We start from the raw sequence: 19,748 nt of genomic DNA, 5'->3' as shown, positions 1-19,748 counted from the left end.
GAGCCGTGACGCGGACTCGGCACTCGGGGGTGATGCCTCCGACGCGCCATCGTGCGAGTCCCCCGCCCAGGCCGGGGGCGCATCGAGTCGCGGCACCGGATCCGGGTCGTCCGTCGAGGGCCCGGCGGACGGCTCTCGGACCCACCACGGCCGCTCCGAGGAGGACCGCGCATCGCGACGCGGAGGCCAGGCGGGCGCCGCGGGTTCCCTCGGCTCCGCGGAGCGGGAGGCCTCGGGTGCCGAGGTGTCGACCCCGGAGAGTGTCCGACCGCACTCGCCGCAGATCATCGCACCGACGGGCAACGGACTGGCACAGGTGGGGCACTGCATGCGGAAGGGACCTCTAGCGTTCGGGACGTGTCCCGCCATGGTAACGGCGGAGTGAACGCAACGAGACCGCCGCCCTCGCACGCTGCCATCTCGTCTTCCCGGACCCGAGCGCCCTCCGCATGTCGGAGACGGCGCTCCAGACGCGATCGGCGTCGTCCGACGCCGGTCCGCCCGGGGCGAAGGTCGCCCGATCGGCGACCCGCGCGAGCACGGCCGGCCGGGAGCCCCCGACGATCGCCGCGAACTCGCCGCGCGTGGCGGCGGCGGGCGTCTCGACGCCGTGATCCACCGCGGCATCTCGGAACTCCTGCCAGCCGCCGACGATGCGGGACGTCGGATCGGGGTGCCGCATCCTCCTCCGCCGACGCCGGGCCTTCGCGGCGACGATCGCCAGGAACGGCGATGCCACCAGGGCCAGCACGACGGCGCCGACCCCGACCGCGCGGAGCACGAGCCGAGCCACGGCCAGCCACGCCGCGGGGGCCTCCGGGGACTCCTGGTCGGCCTGCGGAGGCGTCTGCTCGTCTCTCAGCTGGGGTTCGTCCGGCGGGGGCTGCACGACCGACTCCGGCCTCTGGAGGCGGTTCGGGTCGAGGAGTCGATCATCGGGGATGGGGCGCTCGTCGGGGACGGGATCGATCGCGACCCAGCCGTACTCGGCCGTGTCCACCTCGATCCACGCCGTGACGTCGCCGCCCCGGACGGCGACCGCCTCCGTCCCCGCGGAGGCGGCCTCCGGGACGAAGCCCATGACCACGCGCGCGGGGAAACCGAGCTCGCCGGCCATCAACGCGGCCGCGGCCGCGTACTGCTCCGCGTCGCCGATCATCACCGGATCCGTGAAGAGCTCCGCCAGCCGGTCGGCCCCGTGTCCCGACCGGCTGGCCGGCTCGTCGGAGGAGACGCCGTGACTGATGTAGCCGTCTTCGCGGATCGCCCCGAGAGCCGCCTGGAGACGAGCCCCCGGGCCCTCCACTCCGCGGACGTCGCCTGCGAGCGAGTCGATCAGCTCGGTGGGCACCGCCTGGGCCGCCGGGACGGTCGCAGCACCGGGCGTCACCGTCTCGAGGGCCTCGGCCGTGGGCTGCGGCGCCAGCACGGCGTCGATGCGGTACGAGTCGCCGGCATCGAGGCCCCCGTCGACCGCCGCGGTGCCGCTGACGTCGTTGTAGACGAAGCCGGAGCGGAGGGTCGAGGCGTCCGACCCGTCGAAGGCGATCGATCGGAGCCTGCCGACGGTCGGCAGCCAGACTCCCTCGTACGATCCGACCTCGACCGACAGGGTGGTCGCCGTACCCGGCGACGCGCTCTGGTCGACACTCGCGGGGACGCGGTCGAAGGTGCCGGATTCGCTCGAGACCTCGGCGCTCCCGACGGTGTACGCGACGCCGTCGTACGTGTCGAGGGTCGCGAGGCGGAGGAGAGCACCCTCCTCCAGTCCGCTGACGGAGAAGAGCGTCTCGTCCACGGCGGGCTCCTGCTCGTAGACCCGGAGTCGGGTCAGCGGACTGACGAGACGCCGCGGGTCGAAGGGGGCCTCGACGATCGAGCGGGCGACCGTCCGCGGCGACGACGGCGGAGCCGCCTCGACGACCGCGGCGGCCGCCGCGCCGGCGACCAGGAGCGTGACGATCGTGCCGGCGACGGCGCGCACGGCGACGGCCCGGTGACCCGACGTCCGGACGGATCGCGCGCCTCCTTCGAGAGAGAGGACGGCCTGACGTCGGCGGTGCAGACGCCACCCGAGGGACCAGACCACGGCGGCGACGACGAGAGCGACGCCCGTGAGGGTCGGCACCCAGGCGTCCTCGGGCCCGAGCACGATGCCGGCCAGGAAGACCACGACGGGGGCGACGACGGCGACCTCCCCTCGACGGGATCGGAGTGCCACGCTGAGACCGACGACCGTCGCGAGCAGGAGGAGGACGAACGCCGGGACCAGCAGCGCCTCGTAGCTGCCGACGGGCAGCGTGATCGTGACGAGGCGCTTCCAGCCGAGGGCGGTCGCCGCCACCAGCTCCGCCAGACCCGTCGCGGTCGGGAGCACCCCGGAAGCGGCCTCGCTCGGGACCGCCAGCGGGACGCCGAGCAGGAGGAAGACGGCGATCGTCGCGACGAGGACCGCGAAGCTCGACGATCGGAGGACGGCGCCGGCGATGGCGATCACCGTCCCGACGGCCACGGTGACGACGACGAGCAGGACGAACTCCCGGCTCCGATAGACGGGCCACAGCGTGGAGGCGGCGACCAGGGTCATCACGGCGTACGACGAGGTGACGGACGCCACGAAGGAGGCGCGCGGTCGTGTCCCCGGACGCTCCGGCGTCCGTCGCCCGGCCTGCCGGACGGGGTTCTCGCCCTGACTCACGACGCCGCCGCCCGCGCCAGGGACTGGCGGAGATCGTCGAGGTAGCCGATGGTCAGAACCGTCAGATCGGCGAGTCGGCGGACCCCGGGCGCGCCGTCGGGGTCGCAGACGATCGCGACGACCTCGACCCCGAGCGGCAGGTGCAGGGCGGCGGAGCGCAGCGCCGACAGGGTCGTGGTCGACCCCACGACGAGGAACGCCACGGAGACGCCGGTCACCTGACCGCCGGTCACCCGTGCCACGTCGGCGATGGTCAGCGCCGAGTCGGCCCGCTCGACCACGGCGAGGCCGTCGAGCAGGCGCGTCCGGGTCACGGTGTCCAACGTCAGCACGGCCAGCGTCTTGCGTCTCGCGAAGTCGGGGGTGCGTTCGCCCACCACCACCGTGAGATCGCGGCCGTCGCCGATCGCCCGCCCGCCGAGGGAGCCGACCACGCTCACGGCGAGCTCGAACTCGTCGTCGGCGGCGAAGTCCGCCCGCGCCAGGCTCAAGGCGACGACCAGGTGCGACCGACGGCTCTGCTCGAACTGGCGGACCATGTAGGCGCCCGTCTTGGCGGTGGACCGCCAGTGGATGTGGCGCCGCTCGTCTCCGGGAACGTAGTCGCGGATCGCATGGAACGAGAGGTCGTCGGGGGCGAGGTCCCGAGTCGGGCTGCCCTCGAGATCGCGGACGAAGCCCGTGCTGGTGCTCGGGATCCCGATCGTCGCGGGATGCACGACGACCTCGCGAGGCGTCGTCCACTCGACCACTCGGCGGACGAGCCCGACGGCGTCGCCCCTGACCGTCCGGGCCGGACCGATCCGCATCACGCCCCGCCGATCCGTCGGGACCGGAAAGGACTCGGTGACGGTGTCACCCGGCCGGATCCCCGGCAGCTGGACCTCCAGGAGCCCCTCCGCGACGGGGAGCTCGACCCTCACGCCGAGGAGGCGACGCCGGGTCGGATTCGCGACCCGCACCTCCCCCGTCGCCGACTGCCCCACGGCCACGCGGTCGTGCGGGAGGTCGACCGTGATCTCGGCGGCGGAACGGCCGACCAGGAAGACGGCGGCGAACAGCATCATCGCGAGAGCCGCGACGGCGATCGCGAGCAGCTCGACCCACCCGAGCACGTACCCTCCGACGAGGCCGACGGGCACGACGAGCAGGACCGTCCAGCCGAGCGGGGTCACGATCGCCGAGGCGGACCGGCGTGCGGTGGCGAGTCCGCGACGGACGGCGGCCAGCGTCTTCACCAGGACGACGAGCAGATCGGCCAGCGGCCCGGTGCGGTCGCCGACGAGGCGCGCGCGGACATTGGTCGGACCCGCCGTCCCGGTCGGGAACCGGGCGTCGGTCTTCGTGTCGGCACGCCTGTGACGGTCGTCGGCTGAGAGGGGCGCGCTCACACGGCGGACCGTTCGGCCGGCGGCGGCGTCTCGAGCAGGAGCTGCGCGACGACGCTCGCCGGGGTCACCCCGTCGAACTCGGCTTCGGGGTCGAGCACGATGCGGTGCGCGAGGACCGGTCCGGCGAGCGCCTTGACGTCGTCGGGGACGACGTAGTGCCGCCCCAGCGAGGCCGCGTAGGTCTTCGCGCAGCGGACCAGGGCCAGGGCGCCCCGGACGCTGACGCCGAGGCGCACCTCGTCGGCCGTGCGCGTGGCCTCGACCAGTCGCGCCACGTAGTCGTTGATGCTCGGTTCGACGTGCACCGTCCGCGCCAGGACCGCCATCTCGGTCACGACGTCGGCTCGGACGACGGCGGGGATCGTCCCGTCGTGCACCCGGGTCGCCGCACCCGCGAGGATGCGCACCATCGCGGCGTGGTCCGGGTAGCCGATGGAGGTCTTCATGATGAAGCGATCGAGCTGCGCCTCGGGGAGCCGGTAGGTGCCGGCCTGCTCGACGGGGTTCTGCGTCGCGATGACCATGAAGGGACGACCGACGTCGTGACTCACGCCGTCGACGGTGACCCGCCCCTCCTCCATGACCTCGAGGAGGGCCGACTGCGTCTTCGGGCTCGCTCGGTTGATCTCGTCGGCCAGCACGACATGGGCGAAGATCGGACCGCGGTGGAACTCGAACTCGCCTCGCCTCTGGTCGTAGACGCTGACGCCGGTGATGTCGCCGGGCAGCAGGTCGGGGGTGAACTGGATCCGGCTGCTGGTGCCCTGGACGGTCTGCGCGATGGCCCGGGCGAGGGACGTCTTGCCCGTGCCGGGGAAGTCCTCGAGGAGGAGATGGCCTTCGCTGAGCATCGCCGTGAACGAGAGCCGCACCACGAAGGACTTCCCGAGCAGCACCTGATCGACACCGGCGACCAGGCGCCCGAACACATCGGAGAACCAGGAGGCCTGCTCGGGGGTCATGCTCATTCGATCGATCGCTCTCTGGTCAGGGGGTGGGGCCGGTCGAGTCCGGTTCCGGGTCGGGTGCGGGGTCGCAGACCCCGGTCGCGCCGCCGGGATCGGTGTGCACCCCCGCGACCGTGGCCTTGACCGACACCGACGCGGCGCCGGCGGGGACGATCCCCGTCAGCTCCGTCGACCTGCCGACGGGCGCCCCGGCTGCTCCGTCGGCGGATGCCGGACCGAAGTAGGTCACCTCCACGGACGTTACGGGCGAACCGGCGTTGCGCGGAGCCGACGCACCGAGGCGGGCTCCGACCGTGCACGACGCGACGACCGCCCGCGTGTCGACGGGGACGACGGTCGCCGGGCTCGAGACCGGACCGCACTCGTTCCTCGTCTGACCCGCCCGACAGGCCTGGAGCGTGAGCGTGATCGGGACCCCGAAGCCGTTGTCGTCGTCGACGAATCCACCCTCCGTCACGGTCCGCCAGGCCCCGTCGCCCACGCGGTACTGGTAGAAGTCGACCGCACCCGTGGCGGCGAGCCCCTGGACGCGGGCCTTGAACTGCCCGTCCGGGCCGCGGTACTCCACGCCCCAGGTGCCGCCGGCGCGACCCGGAGGAGTGACGGACTCGGCTGCGGCTCCTGCGCTCGAGCAGAAGACGCCGTTCGACGCCACCACGGTGTAGGTGTAACCGGCATCGCGCTCGGGCGTCTCGCTGTACGTCGTCGACGAGAGTCCGGATGCCACCCGGGTGCCCGTCGCCGCGCAGCCGGTGACGGTCGACCCCGTCGGCGATCGGTAGACGTCGTAGCGGGGCGCCGATCCCCCGGCCGTGGCCGGTGCCGTCCACGAGATCGAGATCTGGTTGCGCGTCGCCCCCGCCCGGACGGAGAAGGCACCGGGGACGCCGACGGCCGTGGCGCGCACGGCGCTGCTGCGGGACCAGTCGGTCGAGCTCGTCACCTGCGCACGGTTCGAGGCGAAGACCCGGACGTCGTAGCGACCGCCGGGCACGAGCCCGGCGACGGTCGTCGACGTCGAGGGGGTGGACTGGACGCCGGGCGCGCCGCTGCCGGCGATCTCCACCGAGTACCCCGTCACGGCCGTCCCCCCGGCGGGGCGCGGGACGGCGGACCAACTGACGTCGAGAGCGCCCGGCGTCGTCGCGGAGGGGAGCACCTGCACGTTCGCGGGCGCCGCCGGGACGAAGTCCGCACGGTAGGGCTCGCTCGCCGCGCTGGGCTCGCTCGTTCCGACGGCGTTGGCGGCCACGACCGAGAAGCGGAACGTCTGCTCGGGATCGAGATCGGTGAGCGTGCACACCGTCGACAGGCCGCAATCCCGTGAATAGGTCGTGCCGGCCGAGCCCACGCCGTCGATCCGGAAGCCGCGCAACGGCGAGTTGTTCGCGACGGGGGCGGCGTACGAGAGGGTCAGCTGCCCTCCCGTGAAGCCCCCGATGCGGACCGGCGCGACGGGAGTGCCGGGGACGTCCTGGACGGAGATCGTCACGTTGCCCCAGACGGCTCTCGACGGATCGCCGGTGGCATCCACGACCTGGTACTGGACGTTCGCGTCGACGGGCGCCGCCGAGTCGCTCACGGACACGGACAGGGTGCCGCCGTCGGCGCTCGGTGTGACCGAGACGCCTGCCGGGAGGGCCGAGCCGCTCAGACCGCGGATGCCCGACACCCGCAGCCTCTGGCCGGGGAACGGGTTCCGGGCCTGGTCGTTGGCCAGCACGTCGAGGGAGGCGCTCCGCCCCCTGGCGACCACGACCGAGTCCGGCGCCGGAGCCACGAGGGGTCGAGTCGAACCGACGACGGCCAGCCGCACCGCGCCTCCTCGGCCCGTCGCTGCCGCGTCCGCCACCGTGACGGGCAGCGTGCGCGTGGTGCCCTTCGACGTCGACGCGCCCGCCGTCACCGTCAGCTCCCGACCCGAGAGGTCGAAGGAGAATCCCTGGCCCGACGGCCGCCCCAGGGCGAAGCGGAGTTCGTCGAGGTCGTCGGGATAGGGGTAGGTGGTGAGCCTCGCGAGGTCGATGGTGCGCGACTGCCCGGGCTCGAGGTCGAGAGAGGTCCCGGTGAAGACGGGAGGCTGGTTCTCGCGAGGCGTCACCGTGATGGGCAGGACGAGCGTGGAGGTCCGGCCGTCCGGGTCGTCCGCGGAGCGTCCGTCCGTGACCTCGAACGAGAGGGAGGCCACTCCGAAGAAGAGATCCGCCGAGGTGAACCGCAGAGTGGTGTCGTCGACCACGAGGTCGTCGCCGTTCGCGTGGGTGGCCCGTACGGAGCCGGAGTCGGTCAAGCGCACACCGCGGTCGCCCGCGGCTATGACGTAGTCGTCGAGGTCGATGTCGACGGGGGTCTCGCTGACGACCGTGATGGAGGGCGCGGATCGATCGAGTTGCGGCAGCGCGTCATCGAAGCCGGGCACGCGGATGAAGGCGAGGGCCCTGACCGTGGGATCGTCCGGATGGGCGACCCAGAACGGGATGATCTGAGCGGCGTCGGTCACGGTGACCCGGATGCGCCGCTGGTCGGTCACGGTCGCCGTGTCGCCGTAGCCGGGCTCGAGCCCGAGTCCCGAACGGGACACGGGACCGTCGGCGGAGAAGACGTTCGCCAGCACGTCGACGTCGACCGTCGACCGCCCCCGGATGTCACGGAGATCGAGCACCGTGTCGTCCACCAGCGGAGGCGTCAGCGCGGCGTCGGGATCGACCGTGACGGTCACGAAGCTCGAGCTGGTGCCGCCTCGGGCGTTCTCGACCGTGTAGACCACCCCGTAGCGCCCCGGTGTCGTCGGCGGCGTGACGGACACCAGCTCACCGTCGACGATCTCGGCGCTCACCTCCTCGCCTGCGGTCTCCACGCCCGTCACCGACAGGTCGCCCCCATCAGGATCCGAGTCGTTGTCGAGCACCCGCACGGCGATCGATCCACCGGGGCGCATGCTGACGTCGTCCTCGATCGCCACCGGAGAGCGCGATCCCTCGGCTGGAGCCGAGATGCCGATGCGCACCGTCCCGGTGGCCCTCGCGCCGAGGGCGTCGACGACGGAGTACTCGAACGAGTCCGTTCCGGCCGAGTAGGGCCCCGCCTCGTAGTCGAGGCGATCAGCGCCCGACATCGTGACCGCTCCCTTCTCCGGGTTGCTGCCCACGCCGACGAGCTGCACGCTGTCGCCGTCCGGGTCGATGCCGTCGAGCGGGACGGCGAGCCGGACGGTCTCGCCGGTCACCACCCGCGCCGTCACCGTCTCGGGAACCGGGGAGGCGTTCGTCGCGGCGTCGATCTCGCGCACCGTGATCGTGATCTGGGCATCCGCGGTCTGACCGTCCTCGCCGACGGCGGTGTAGACGGCCGTCACGATCCCGGGGGTCGTCGGGGCGAGGTACCGGAGTCGATCTCCGGAGGCGAAGAGCAATCCCCCTCCTGCCGGGACGTCCCTCCGCAGGTCGTGCGCGAGCGAGACGTCGTCGCCATCGGGCTGCTCGTCGTTGGCCAGGACGTCGATGTCGACGACGTCACCGACCCTCACCGTCGCCTGGTCGTCCGTCGCGACCGGCGGCTGCGTCTGCTGGCGGCGCGGGATCTCCACGACCGTGACGCTCCCGACGGCCGACGCCAGGCCGTTCGTGACCGTGTAGGAGAAATCGACCGGTCCGTCGTCGAGGGGGCCGGTGAGGGTCACGCGGACGAACCGCTGGTCGAGGGTCTCGACTCGCAGTCCGCTCGACGGCTGCACGCCGGAGGTGGCGGTCACCAGCAGGACGTTCCCGGCCGGGTCGCGGTCGGTCGCCGCGATGTCGACGGTCTGGCTGCTCAGGGTCTCGACGAACACCGTCTTGGGAGTCGTCACCGGGGGGCTGTTCACGTCGGGCGGCGTCTGCACCTCGACCCGGATCGTGCCGGTGGCCGTCTGATCGCCGTCGGTGACCGTGTACTCCAGGTTGTGAGTCCGGACCTCGTCGCTGCTGAAGAGGAAGGTCCCCGCGTCGTAGCTCGCCGCGATGTCGGTGCCGTCCTGCTGCGGCACGCTGTTGAGCGTCACCGGCCCCGTGCCCCCGTGCGCGTACACCAGGGGTCGCACGGTCGTCTGCTGACCCGCGTAGGCCTGGACGGCGAACGAGTCCGCCGTCAACGGAGTGTCGCCCGGGGGCGAGACCGTGATCCGCAGGAGGCCGTTCGACTCGGAGCGCCCGTCGGAGACCGTCAGTGCCACCTCGATCGTCGCCGGCCCCTCACCGGCGTCCTGATAGACCACGTCGCCGTCGGGGGTGAACGACACCCGGTCGGCGGCCGAGGCGGAGGTCAGGTAGAAGGCGTCGCCGTCCGGATCCACCCAGTCGCCCAGGACCGGCGTCGTGACGCGCCCTGCGGACGCCACCTCGACGGTGGACTGCCGGACCTGCACCGGCGCTCGGTTGTCGTCGGCGGTCGCCACGTCGATGGTCACGGTCGCGGTGTCCTGTCCGCCGCGGCCGTCGGAGATCGTGTAGTCGAACGTGACCGGCCCGGTCGCTTCGCGGCTCAGGGTCAGGAGGAGCCGCTGTCGATCGCCGACGACGTCCAGTCGACCGATCGACCGGTCGAAGCCCGAGACCTCGTCGATGATCAACGGATCCCCGTTCGGGTCGGAGTCGTTCAGGAGGACGGCCAGGGTCGTCGCCCGGCCGGGGCGTGCCCCCAGAGCGTCGTCGACGGCGACCGGGGCCTTCTGATCGGGGTCGAGCTCGAGGGTGTCGTCTCCGACGTCGTCCTCATCGTCCTGGGGCCGGTCGTCCTTCTCGAGCAGATCGTCCCAGTTGTCGATGAGGCGGCCGTCCGACTGGACGGCCCAGCTGCGTCCGCTGACCGGATCGTTCAGCACCGCCCGACGACCGTTGAGCTGATAGGTCGGCTCGGCATCGCGGGGCATGCCCTCGAGCTCGCTGAGACCTCCTCGCGCCGACGAGCAGGAGCTCCACTCGCCCCCGTCCGACCAGGCCGCCCGGGCGCAGCCGTCGACGACGACCGGGCGCGCAGGCACCCCGGACCGGTCAGCGACGGGCTCGGAGACCCGGCCTCCGGCGAACGCCACCGAGAGCAGACCGGCGGAGGTGCCCACCATGACCGAGTCGCCGCCGGCGCTGCTCCGCTGCAGCGCGAGACCGCCGTCCGGTGTGGTGGGCAGGTCGACGACCCGACCGTCGACGAACAATTCGCCCGTCAGCGTGTCGAGGAGGACCCGATGGGGGCCGACGGACGCCACCTGGTACGGCCCCTCCCCCGTCGTCGCCACGGGCTCGGACGAGACGACGTCCAAGCCCCCGGTGCCGTCGATGGTCGACAGCGTCCGGTTCGCCGCCGAGAACGCCACGACCACTCCCGCCGGCGTCGAGTCGACGACGACGTCGCGGCCGAGGCTCAGCTCCGCCGGCGCGTCCGTGGAGAACGAGGCGAGCTCGGATGACGGCGTCGACCACAGGTCCCCCGTGCCGCCCGACACGACGACGGCCCGGCCGGGGGCGAGGAGCACCTCGGGCCGCTCAGGCGGCAGCGGCGTGCTGACGTCGGCCGTCGCGGTGGCGGGGTCGACCACACCCACCGTCGCGGTCGTCCGATCGACGAGCACGACGGCGTCGCCGTTCTGCTCGACCGCGATGTCGGACCCCTGGCTCCGCACCGCGGTGTTCAGCTCGCCGACATCCGGATTGGCGCGACCGATGGCGGAGCGCGAGCCGTTGGCCACCCAGACGGTGCCGTCGTCGAGATCGACACGCCGCTGCTCGTAGCCCCCGCTGACCACGGAGACCCCTGCGACCAGACCCACGATGAGGACGCTGCTCAACGCCGTCGCCGTCTTCGACCGGTTGACCCGGACCCAGTCGACGATGCGGCTCATCCGCCGACCCCGGACGCGCACGCCTCGGCGCTCGGCGGGCCCGTCCGCCCGTCCCGATTGACGCTGACCGTGACGCAGACCTGAGCACGGCCGTCGGCGTCGCCGACGACGAAGCGCGACGCGGTCTGCTGGCTCGTGTCGCCGCCCGCCGCCGTGTCGGTGACGATGACGTAGGTGTCACCGGCCAGCAGGCCCGGGTCGTCCCATTCGAAGAGGACGGAGCCGTCGTCACGTGTCGCCACGACGTCGGTGACCCGCGGGATCTCGTCGGGATCGGAACGGACGAGCACCAGGGTCCCCGCTGCTCCGAGGCCGATGACGACCACCGCCGCCGCCACGAGCAGCCACACGGCGGCCAGGCCGGCGCCACTGCGAAGCGGTCGACGTCGGGACGAGCCGGTGCCGCGAGGCAGGGCTCGGCCGCCGATGGTCCCCGTCCCGTGGACGGCCTCGGCCTGAGCCGCGGTCACCCGACGACGACGACGACGTCGACTCGCCGAACCGGCGGGAGCAGCCCCCCGCAGGCGCGTCCGGTCCTCGAGATCGGCCACCGTCGCCAGCGCCCAGTCGTCCACGGCGACCTCGATCGGCGTCGGCGAGACGCCGAGCTCGTTCTCGACCTGCTGCAGTTCGCGGATGAGCTCGAGGACGCTCGAGGGACGGTGCTCGGCACGCCGTGACATCGCCCTCGCGAGGACGCGTTCGAGGCTCGGGGGGACGTCCGTCCGCCCCGTGGGCGCCAGGCGGGCCTTGTCGATGCGGCCGATGAGGTCCGACGCGGTGTTCTTCTCGCTGCCGAGGATCTCGAAGGGGCTGCGGCCGGCCAGAAGCGAGTAGACCGTGGCGCCGAGGGACCAGACCTCGGACTCGATCGTGCCGCCCGTCTCGTCCAGGAGCACCTCGGGCGCCGACCAGGGGATCGACATCCCCACCACGTCGTTCGGCTGGCTCTCGCCGAGCGAGGCGGCGATGCCGAAGTCGGACAGGACGGGATGGCCGTAGGCGGTCATGAGGATGTTCGAGGGCTTGATGTCACGATGCAGGACACCCTGACGGTGAGCCGTCTCGACGGCGCTGCCGATCTTGACGCCGATGCGGAGGACGTCGGCGACGGGGATGCGGTCGTGCCGGTACCGCTCGCTGAGCGACGACGAGCAGAGCTCCATGACGAGATACGGTCTGCCGTCGGCGGAGACGCTCGCCTGGTAGACGGTGAGGATGGAGGGATGCGAGCTCAACTGGGCCATGAGATTCGCCTCGGCCTGGAACATGTGCCGGACCTGATCGTCGACGACCTCGCTCAGCATCACCTTCACCGCCACCTGGCGCCGGGGCATGTTCTGCTCGTAGAGGAACACGTCGGCGAAACCGCCGGACCCGAGCACGCGGACGGGGCTGAAACCGGGCAGCACAGGAGGCTGGGACGGCAGTCGTCGTGCCACGTCGCCCTCCTGGAAGGTCAGCCGGATGTCACTCGTCGGGTCGGTCCGACGTCATGTCGGCGCGATCGATTGTAAGTGGACCGGTCGGGCGTTGTGCCCCGGTCGACGCGTCCGGGGGACAGAGCCGGCTCCCCCATTTAAGGGGAGGGAGGACGCCGTCCTGCTGTCAGTCCTCCGAGGTGACGTGCGGGCCCGTCGCGGATCGGACGTCGACCACGACGGCCGTGACGTTGTCGCGGCCGCCGGCCTCCACCGCGGCGTCGACGAGCGCGGTGGCCGCTCGCAGCGAAACGTCCGTCTGCGCGAGGATCTCCTCGATGCGAGCCGTCGAGAGCTCCTTCGTGAGACCGTCGGAGCAGGCCAGGAGGCGCAGTCCCGTCAGAGCGGGGACCCGCCAGTAGTCGGGGCTCTGCTCGGTGTCGAACCCGACGGCGCGGGTGATGACGTTGCTGTCGGGGTGCCCTTCGGCGTCCTCCGCGCGGAGCAGACCGGCGTCCACCATCTCCTGGACGACGGAGTGGTCGATGGTGACCTGGTGCAGCACGCCCTCGTGCACGAGGTACACGCGGGAGTCGCCCACGTTGAAGACCGTGAACTCGAAGCCCTCGTCCCCGTGGGACAGGACGGCGCCCGTTGCGGTCGTCCCGACGCCCGACTCGGTCCCCTCGGCGGCGACGGCGATGTCGGCGGTCGCGCGGCGGAGTGCCTCCTCGAGGCCCTCGGTCGTCACCGTCGTCTCCGTCGCCCCCTCGCGCATCCGCCGGACGACGGCGTCGCTGGCCACGTCGCCTGCGCTGTGGCCGCCCATGCCGTCGGCCACGACGAAGAACGGGGACTCGGCGAGGAAGCTGTCCTCGTTGTGAGCGCGCCTGCGGCCCACGTCGGTGACACCGGCCCAGTCGAGGACGATCGAGTCGTCGCCGAGGGTCACGGTGTGGGCGGTCGTCGAACGGCCGAGCTCTGTCACGTGTGGTTTTCTTCCTGAACGGTCGAACGGGTGGGGGCGAGGATCTCGAGCATGTTGCCGTCGCCTAGGTCAACTATCGTGCCTGCGAGGGCCACGGTCGACTCGCCTTGCCGCAGTTTCACGGGAACGCGGCCCGGAGACCTCACGATCGTCCCGTTGGTCGAGCGCAGGTCGGTGACGACGACCACGTCGCCGTCCTGCCGCAGCTCGACGTGGCTGCTCGAGACCTCCTGGGTCGGCGACGGGACGGCGACGAGCGACGGCGGCACGCCGAGCACGACCCGCGGCGCCGTGGGGCGTCGCCCGACGACCACCGGACGGTCGAGGCGATGCACGTCGGCCCCCACCCGGACCCGGGACCACCGGCGTGGCGGCACCTGCTGATGCCGACCGGCCGTCGTCCGTCCGGTCGCCGCCGCCTCGGCGCGCAGCACCGTGTCCTCCGGTCGACCGGCCACGGTCGCATCGACGTCATCGACGTGATGCCGGTCGTCCTCGTCCCCCACGTCATCGTGACCCACGCGTCCATCCTTCCGTCGAGTGGCCGAGGAGGCGCGGGGCGCCCCGTCCGCAACGCTAGCGTCGTCCACGCCTCGCGTCGTCTCCTCCACCGATGTCCCCTGCGCCGCACCGTCCACACCCCCCGACGGCCCCCGCCCCCGCACCGGATCCGCCTCGTACCGTGTCGCCATGCCTGACCTCGTCCTCGTGCCTCCGCTCCCGCCGGAGGACGAGTCCGACGTCGACGACCTCGGCTTCGTCCGACTCGACAGCCCCATCGGGCGGATCGAGATCATCACCCGGCACTTCGCCGTCGAGCGCGTCGTCGTCGCCGAGCGAGACCTGCTGCCGCACGACGACCAAGACGAGCGTCCGGACCCTCTGCTGCACGCCGCCCGTCGGCAGCTCACCGACTACTTCAGCGGTCACCGACGTCGCTTCGACCTCCCCCTGCGCATGACGGGAACGATCTTCCAGCGCTCCGTCTGGTCGGCCCTGTCCGAGGTCGGCTGGGGCGAGACGACGACCTACGGCAGACTCGGCGGGGCCATCGGCAGCCCCCAGGCCGGTCGTGCGGTAGGCGGGGCCGTCGCTGCGAACCCGCTCCCCCTGCTCGTGCCGTGTCACCGCGTCCTGGGACGAACAGGTGGAGTGACGGGATACACCGTCGGTCGGGGCGTGGAGACGAAGCAGTGGCTCCTCCGGCACGAGGGCATCGTCTATCGCGAGGGCCCGGTGCCGGTCACGTGACGGGCGCCCCGTCGAGAAGCGAGTCGGACACCAGCACGGTCTCGGCACCGCCCTCGACCACGATGCCTCGGGAGGCGCACCAGGCGAACAGGTCGCCCCGGTCGTGGAGGACGGGACGCTCGTCGAGGAGTGCGGCCACGAGCAGTCCCTTGGACTTCTTGTTGAAGTGGTTCAGGGCCCTGCGCCGACCGCCGACATCGGCGACCACCCGGACGTACGTTGACCGCTCCCTCGCGGGTCCGAGGCCGACGTAGCCCTCCGACCGGAGGTCGACGATGAACTCACCCGTCTCCGCCAGCGCCGATGACACGGCGGCGCGCCACGTCGCTCTGAGGGACGGCCCGGGCAGCCGCGAGTCGTGCGAGAGGCGATAGGCGGGGATGAGGTCGTGTGCACGCACAGGACCGAACAACGCCGAGTGGATCACGATGTGCCGCTCGGCCCAGGCCCACGAGGCCTCGGAGAGCCCCTCAGCGCCGATCGGATCGAAGAGAACGCCCGTGTAACGGCTCAAGGCCGGCATGGTCGGCGAGTCGAGCAGCCGTCGATCGCGAACGACCTCGTCGTGCTGACGCGGGCTGAGCTTCAAGGCCGCGAGGGCCGCGGACTCGTCGACGGCAAGGCGCGTGAGGCGCCCGACGACGTCACGACGGATCGGTTCGAGCCCGGGGAACGCCAGCCCGGCGAAGTCGAGCCGGGAACCACTGCTGCCCCCGTCGAGTTTGGTCTCGGACGGGGGCAGCAGGAACAACATGGTGGAGCAGGTGGACGACGGGTCAGACGAGCTGCGCGTTGCGCGCCACCACGGTGACCGTGTCGTTCTCGACGGACAGGAAGCCGTCATCCGCGGTCGCCTCGACGGTGGTGCCGTCCGACAGCCTGACCCGGACCTGACCGGTGGCCAGGATCGCGAGGAGAGGCTCGTGACCCGGGAGGATCCCGATCTCACCCTCGGCGGTGCGAGCGACGATCGACGACGCCTCGCCCGACCACACCTCGTGGTCGGCCGAGACGACGCTCACTGAGAGAGCAGCCACGATCAGCCGTTCTCCTTCTGGATCTGAGCCCACTTCTCTTCGACGTCGGAGATGGATCCGACGTTGAAGAAGGCCTGCGTCGCGACGTGGTCGAACTCGCCGTCTGCGATGGCCGTGAACGACTCGATGGTCTCCTTCAAGGGGACCGTCGAGCCCTCGACACCGGTGAACTTCTTCGCCATGTACGTGTTCTGCGAGAGGAACTGCTGGATGCGACGAGCGCGCGAGACGGTGATCTTGTCTTCTTCGGAGAGCTCGTCGACACCGAGGATCGCGATGATCTCCTGGAGCTCCTTGTTCTTCTGAAGGATCGCCTTGACGCGGATGGCCGTGTTGTAGTGCGCGTCGCCCAGGTAGCGGGGGTCGAGGATGCGGCTCGTCGAGGTCAGCGGGTCGATGGCCGGGTACAGACCCTGCGACGCGATCTCACGCGACAGCTCGGTCGTGGCGTCGAGGTGCGCGAACGTCGTGGCCGGCGCGGGGTCGGTGTAGTCGTCGGCAGGCACGTAGATGGCCTGCAGGGACGTGATCGAGTGACCGCGGGTCGACGTGATGCGCTCCTGGAGGATACCCATCTCGTCGGCCAGGTTCGGCTGGTACCCCACGGCGGACGGCATGCGACCGAGGAGGGTCGACACCTCGGAACCGGCCTGCGTGAAGCGGAAGATGTTGTCGATGAAGAGCAGGACGTCCTGCTTCTGCACGTCGCGGAAGTACTCCGCCATCGTCAGCGCCGACAGGGCCACGCGGAGGCGCGTTCCCGGCGGCTCGTCCATCTGGCCGAAGACGAGGGCGGTCTTGTCGAAGACACCCGCCTCGTCCATCTCGGCGATGAGGTCGTTGCCCTCGCGGGTCCGCTCTCCGACTCCGGCGAACACGGAGACTCCACCGTGATCCTGCGCGACGCGCTGGATCATCTCCTGGATGAGGACGGTCTTGCCGACACCGGCGCCACCGAACAGACCGATCTTGCCGCCCTGCACGTACGGCGTGAGCAGGTCGATCGACTTGATGCCGGTCTCGAAGAGCTGCGTCTTCGACTCGAGCTGGTCGAAGGCCGGGGGCTTGCGGTGGATGGGCCAGCGCTCCGTGATCTCGATCTGCTCGTCACCCTCGAGGTTCAGGATGTCGCCCGTGACGCTGAAGACCTTGCCCTTGGTGACGTCGCCGACGGGCACGGAGATGGGGCCGCCCGTGTCGGTGACCTCCTGGCCACGGACGAGACCATCGGTGGGCTTCAGAGCGATCGCTCGGACCAGGTCGTCGCCGAGGTGCTGGGCGACCTCGAGCGTGAGCTCGCTGGTCGTCTCACCGATCGTGATGGTGGTCTTGAGCGCGTTGTAGACGCCCGGGATGGCGTCGTGCGGGAACTCGATGTCGACGACGGGGCCCGTGACCCGGGCGATTCGCCCGACGCCGGGAGCCGACTCGGTCGCGACCGGCGCGGTTGCGGTGTCAGTCATGGCTTCTCTCTCTTCGGATGATGAAACTGGTGTGCAGATCTACTTGGACGAGCTGAGGGCGTCGGCGCCGCCCACGATCTCGGAGATCTGCTGCGTGATCTCGGCCTGACGCGCGTTGTTCGCCAGACGGGTGAAGTCGCGGATCAGGGTGTCGGCGTTGTCGCTGGCCGCCTTCATGGCCTTCTGACGCGCTGCATGCTCCGACGCCGCCGACTGGAGCATGGCGTTGAAGATGCGGCTCTCGATGTACACCGGCAGGAGTGCGTCGAGCACCTCGGTCGGATCCGGTTCGAAGTCGTACAGCGGGAGGACCTCGTCGTCGGCCGGCTCCTCGATGCCCTCGACGACCTCGAGCGGCAGGAGACGGACGACCTCGGGAACCTGACTCACCATGTTGACGAAGCGGTTGTAGACGATGTGGATCTCATCCACGCCACCCTCGGCCGCATCGGTGAGGAACTTCTCGACGACGGAGTCGCCGATCTCCTTCGCCGTGGCGAACTCGGGCTGATCGGTGTTGCCCGTCCAGATCTTCTCGGCGTCGCGCTTGCGGAAGGCGAAGTAGTTCTGCGCCTTCCGGCCGACGATGTAGAAGACGACGTCCTTGCCCTGGCTGCGGAGCAGCTCGGCGAGCTGCTCGCTCTCTTTCAGCGCATTCGAGCTGAAGGCGCCGTTGAGGCCGCGATCGGACGTGAAGATCACGATCGCGGCCCGCTCGATGGTGTCGGGCTCGGTGGTGAGGATGTGATCGACGTCCGAGAACGTCGCCACGGCCGACACCGCGCGGGTGATGGCCCGCGAGTACGGACCCGAGGACTTCATCCGAGCCTGCGCCTTCTGGATGCGCGAGGCAGAGATGAGCTCCATCGCGCGGGTGACCTTCTTGGTCGTCTGCGCGGAGCGGATCCTCTGTCGGTAGACCCTGAGTTGGGCTCCCATTGTTCTCCTGTTGTCTCGTCAGTCGTGATCGTCGGACAGCGCGTCAGCGCTTGGTCTTGACGATCTTCTCCTGGTTGACGTCGTCGGCGTCGGTCGCCGTGAACTCCTCGCGCCCGACGGACGCCAGGGGCTTGCCCTCGCCCGTCTGGAACTCCTGCTTAAAGGAGTCGATGCCCGAGTCGAGAGCGGAGACGATGTCGTCGCTCAGCACGTTGGTCTCACGCAGCTTGGTGAGGACCTCGGTGTTGCGGCCCATGTAGTCGAGCAGCTCGCGCTCGAAGCGCAGGATGTCGGGCACGGGGACCTCGTCGAGCTTGCCGTTCGTTCCGGCCCAGATCGAGACGACCTGCTCTTCGACGGGGTACGGCGAGTACTGAGGCTGCTTGAGCAGCTCGGTCAGACGGGCACCACGGGCGAGCTGACGACGGCTGGCCGCATCGAGGTCGGATGCGAACATCGCGAAGGCCTCGAGCGAACGGTACTGAGCGAGCTCGAGCTTGAGGGTTCCCGACACCTTCTTGATCGACTTCACCTGCGCGTCGCCACCGACGCGCGAGACCGAGATGCCGACGTCGACCGCGGGACGCTGGTTCGCGTTGAACAGGTCGGACTGCAGGAAGATCTGGCCGTCGGTGATCGAGATGACGTTCGTGGGGATGTACGCCGAGACGTCGTTCGCCTTCGTCTCGATGATCGGGAGACCCGTCATCGAACCGGCGCCCAGCTCGTCGGACAGCTTCGCGCAACGCTCGAGCAGACGCGAGTGCAGGTAGAACACGTCGCCGGGGTAGGCCTCGCGGCCCGGCGGGCGACGCAGGAGGAGCGACACGGCGCGGTAGGCCTCGGCCTGCTTCGACAGGTCGTCGAAGATGATGAGGACGTGCTTGCCGCTGTACATCCAGTGCTGACCGATGGCGGAACCGGTGTACGGGGCCAGGTACTTGAAGCCGGCGGGGTCCGAGGCGGGAGCGGCGACGATCGTCGTGTACTCCATGGCTCCGGCGTCCTCGAGAGCGCCCTTGACCGAGGCGATCGTGGAGCCCTTCTGGCCGATCGCGACGTAGATGCAGCGGACCTGCTTGTTCTCGTCGCCGGACTCCCAGTTGGCCTTCTGGTTGATGATCGTGTCGATCGCGATGGCCGTCTTACCGGTCTGGCGGTCGCCGATGATCAGCTGACGCTGTCCACGACCGACGGGGATCATGGCGTCGATGGCCTTGATGCCGGTCTGCATGGGCTCGTGCACCGACTTGCGCTGCATGACGCCCGGAGCCTGGAGCTCGAGGGCACGACGACCCTCGGTCGCGATCTCGCCGAGACCGTCGATGGGGGCGCCCAACGGGTCGACGACGCGACCGAGGTAGCCGTCGCCGACGGGGACGGACAGGACCTCACCCGTGCGGGTGACCTCCATGCCCTCTTCGATGCCGGAGAACTCACCCAGCACGATCGCGCCGATCTCGTCCTCGTCGAGGTTCTGGGCGAGGCCCTGCGTCCCGTCGGCGAAGCGGATGAGCTCGTTGGCCATGACGCCCGGGAGACCCTCGACGTGCGCGATGCCGTCGGCGGCGTCCGTGACGTGACCGACCTCGGTGGTCGAGGCCTTCGACGGCTCGTACGACGAGACGAAGTCCTTGAGAGCATCGCGAATCTCATCGGGGCTGATCTTGATGTCTGCCATTGTGATTCCTATTCGTAGCGAGGCTTCAGGGGGCCTCGA

The 19,748-nt window shown here is 70.7% G+C and carries 13 protein-coding genes; 1 reads left to right on the top strand and 12 read right to left on the bottom strand.

The annotated features are described in order from the left end of the window. Positions 1-343: 343 nt before the first annotated feature. The 7 genes from ASF17_RS06405 to ASF17_RS06375 all read right to left on the bottom strand — a co-directional run bounded on the left by ASF17_RS06405 (position 344) and on the right by ASF17_RS06375 (position 13,859). Positions 344-2,617 (bottom strand): transglutaminase-like domain-containing protein, encoded by a 2,274-nt coding sequence (locus tag ASF17_RS06405; protein ID WP_055796768.1) that lies wholly within the window; start codon positions 2,615-2,617, stop codon positions 344-346. Between the two features lie 77 nt (positions 2,618-2,694). Then, positions 2,695-4,089 (bottom strand): DUF58 domain-containing protein, encoded by a 1,395-nt coding sequence (locus ASF17_RS06400; protein ID WP_082475115.1) that lies wholly within the window; start codon positions 4,087-4,089, stop codon positions 2,695-2,697. Further along, positions 4,086-5,057 (bottom strand): AAA family ATPase, encoded by a 972-nt coding sequence (locus tag ASF17_RS06395; RefSeq protein WP_055796765.1) that lies wholly within the window; start codon positions 5,055-5,057, stop codon positions 4,086-4,088. The genes ASF17_RS06400 and ASF17_RS06395 overlap by 4 nt, the downstream gene beginning before the upstream one ends. Positions 5,058-5,076: 19 nt before the next feature. Further along, positions 5,077-10,929 carry an Ig-like domain-containing protein gene (locus ASF17_RS06390; protein WP_156357324.1) on the bottom strand — a complete coding sequence of 1,951 codons (5,853 nt, stop codon included), beginning with the start codon at positions 10,927-10,929 and terminating at the stop codon, positions 5,077-5,079. Beyond that, positions 10,926-12,371 carry a serine/threonine-protein kinase gene (locus tag ASF17_RS06385; RefSeq protein WP_082475114.1) on the bottom strand — a complete coding sequence of 482 codons (1,446 nt, stop codon included), beginning with the start codon at positions 12,369-12,371 and terminating at the stop codon, positions 10,926-10,928. Before ASF17_RS06385 ends, ASF17_RS06390 begins: the two co-directional genes overlap by 4 nt. 166 nt (positions 12,372-12,537) lie before the next feature. Then, positions 12,538-13,338, bottom strand: a complete 801-nt coding sequence (locus ASF17_RS06380; RefSeq protein ID WP_055796757.1) for a PP2C family protein-serine/threonine phosphatase — start codon at positions 13,336-13,338, stop codon at positions 12,538-12,540. Beyond that, on the bottom strand, positions 13,335-13,859 hold the full coding sequence (locus tag ASF17_RS06375; protein ID WP_055796755.1) for an FHA domain-containing protein: 525 nt from the start codon (positions 13,857-13,859) through the stop codon (positions 13,335-13,337). The genes ASF17_RS06380 and ASF17_RS06375 overlap by 4 nt, the downstream gene beginning before the upstream one ends. A gap of 169 nt (positions 13,860-14,028) precedes the next feature. On the opposite strand from ASF17_RS06375, the gene ASF17_RS06370 reads away from it, so the two are divergent. Then, positions 14,029-14,589: a methylated-DNA--[protein]-cysteine S-methyltransferase gene (locus ASF17_RS06370; RefSeq protein ID WP_200913443.1), complete on the top strand. Its 561-nt coding sequence runs from the start codon at positions 14,029-14,031 to the stop codon at positions 14,587-14,589. On the opposite strand, the gene ASF17_RS06365 is transcribed toward ASF17_RS06370, so the two are convergent. Genes ASF17_RS06365 through atpA form a run of 5 tightly spaced genes read right to left on the bottom strand, consistent with a single transcriptional unit; the run spans position 14,582 to position 19,709 of the window. Next, positions 14,582-15,343, bottom strand: coding sequence for a YaaA family protein (locus tag ASF17_RS06365; protein ID WP_055796753.1), 762 nt, complete (start codon positions 15,341-15,343; stop codon positions 14,582-14,584). The two genes, ASF17_RS06370 and ASF17_RS06365, sit on opposite strands and share 8 nt — an antisense overlap. 22 nt (positions 15,344-15,365) lie before the next feature. Next, positions 15,366-15,626, bottom strand: coding sequence for a F0F1 ATP synthase subunit epsilon (locus ASF17_RS06360; RefSeq protein WP_055796750.1), 261 nt, complete (start codon positions 15,624-15,626; stop codon positions 15,366-15,368). Positions 15,627-15,628: 2 nt separating this feature from the next. Next, positions 15,629-17,089 carry a F0F1 ATP synthase subunit beta gene (gene atpD, locus ASF17_RS06355; RefSeq protein WP_055796747.1) on the bottom strand — a complete coding sequence of 487 codons (1,461 nt, stop codon included), beginning with the start codon at positions 17,087-17,089 and terminating at the stop codon, positions 15,629-15,631. 39 nt (positions 17,090-17,128) lie between these two features. Next, the gene (locus ASF17_RS06350; protein ID WP_055796744.1) at positions 17,129-18,028 is read right to left on the bottom strand and encodes a F0F1 ATP synthase subunit gamma; all 900 of its coding nucleotides are present in this window, start codon (positions 18,026-18,028) and stop codon (positions 17,129-17,131) included. Positions 18,029-18,071: 43 nt separating this feature from the next. Then, positions 18,072-19,709: a F0F1 ATP synthase subunit alpha gene (gene atpA, locus ASF17_RS06345; protein WP_055796741.1), complete on the bottom strand. Its 1,638-nt coding sequence runs from the start codon at positions 19,707-19,709 to the stop codon at positions 18,072-18,074. Between the last annotated feature and the right edge of the window lie 39 nt (positions 19,710-19,748).

The organism is Frigoribacterium sp. Leaf263, from assembly GCF_001422285.1.
Lineage (GTDB): Bacteria > Actinomycetota > Actinomycetes > Actinomycetales > Microbacteriaceae > Frigoribacterium.
This window is presented reverse-complemented; position numbering and strand designations above follow the sequence as displayed.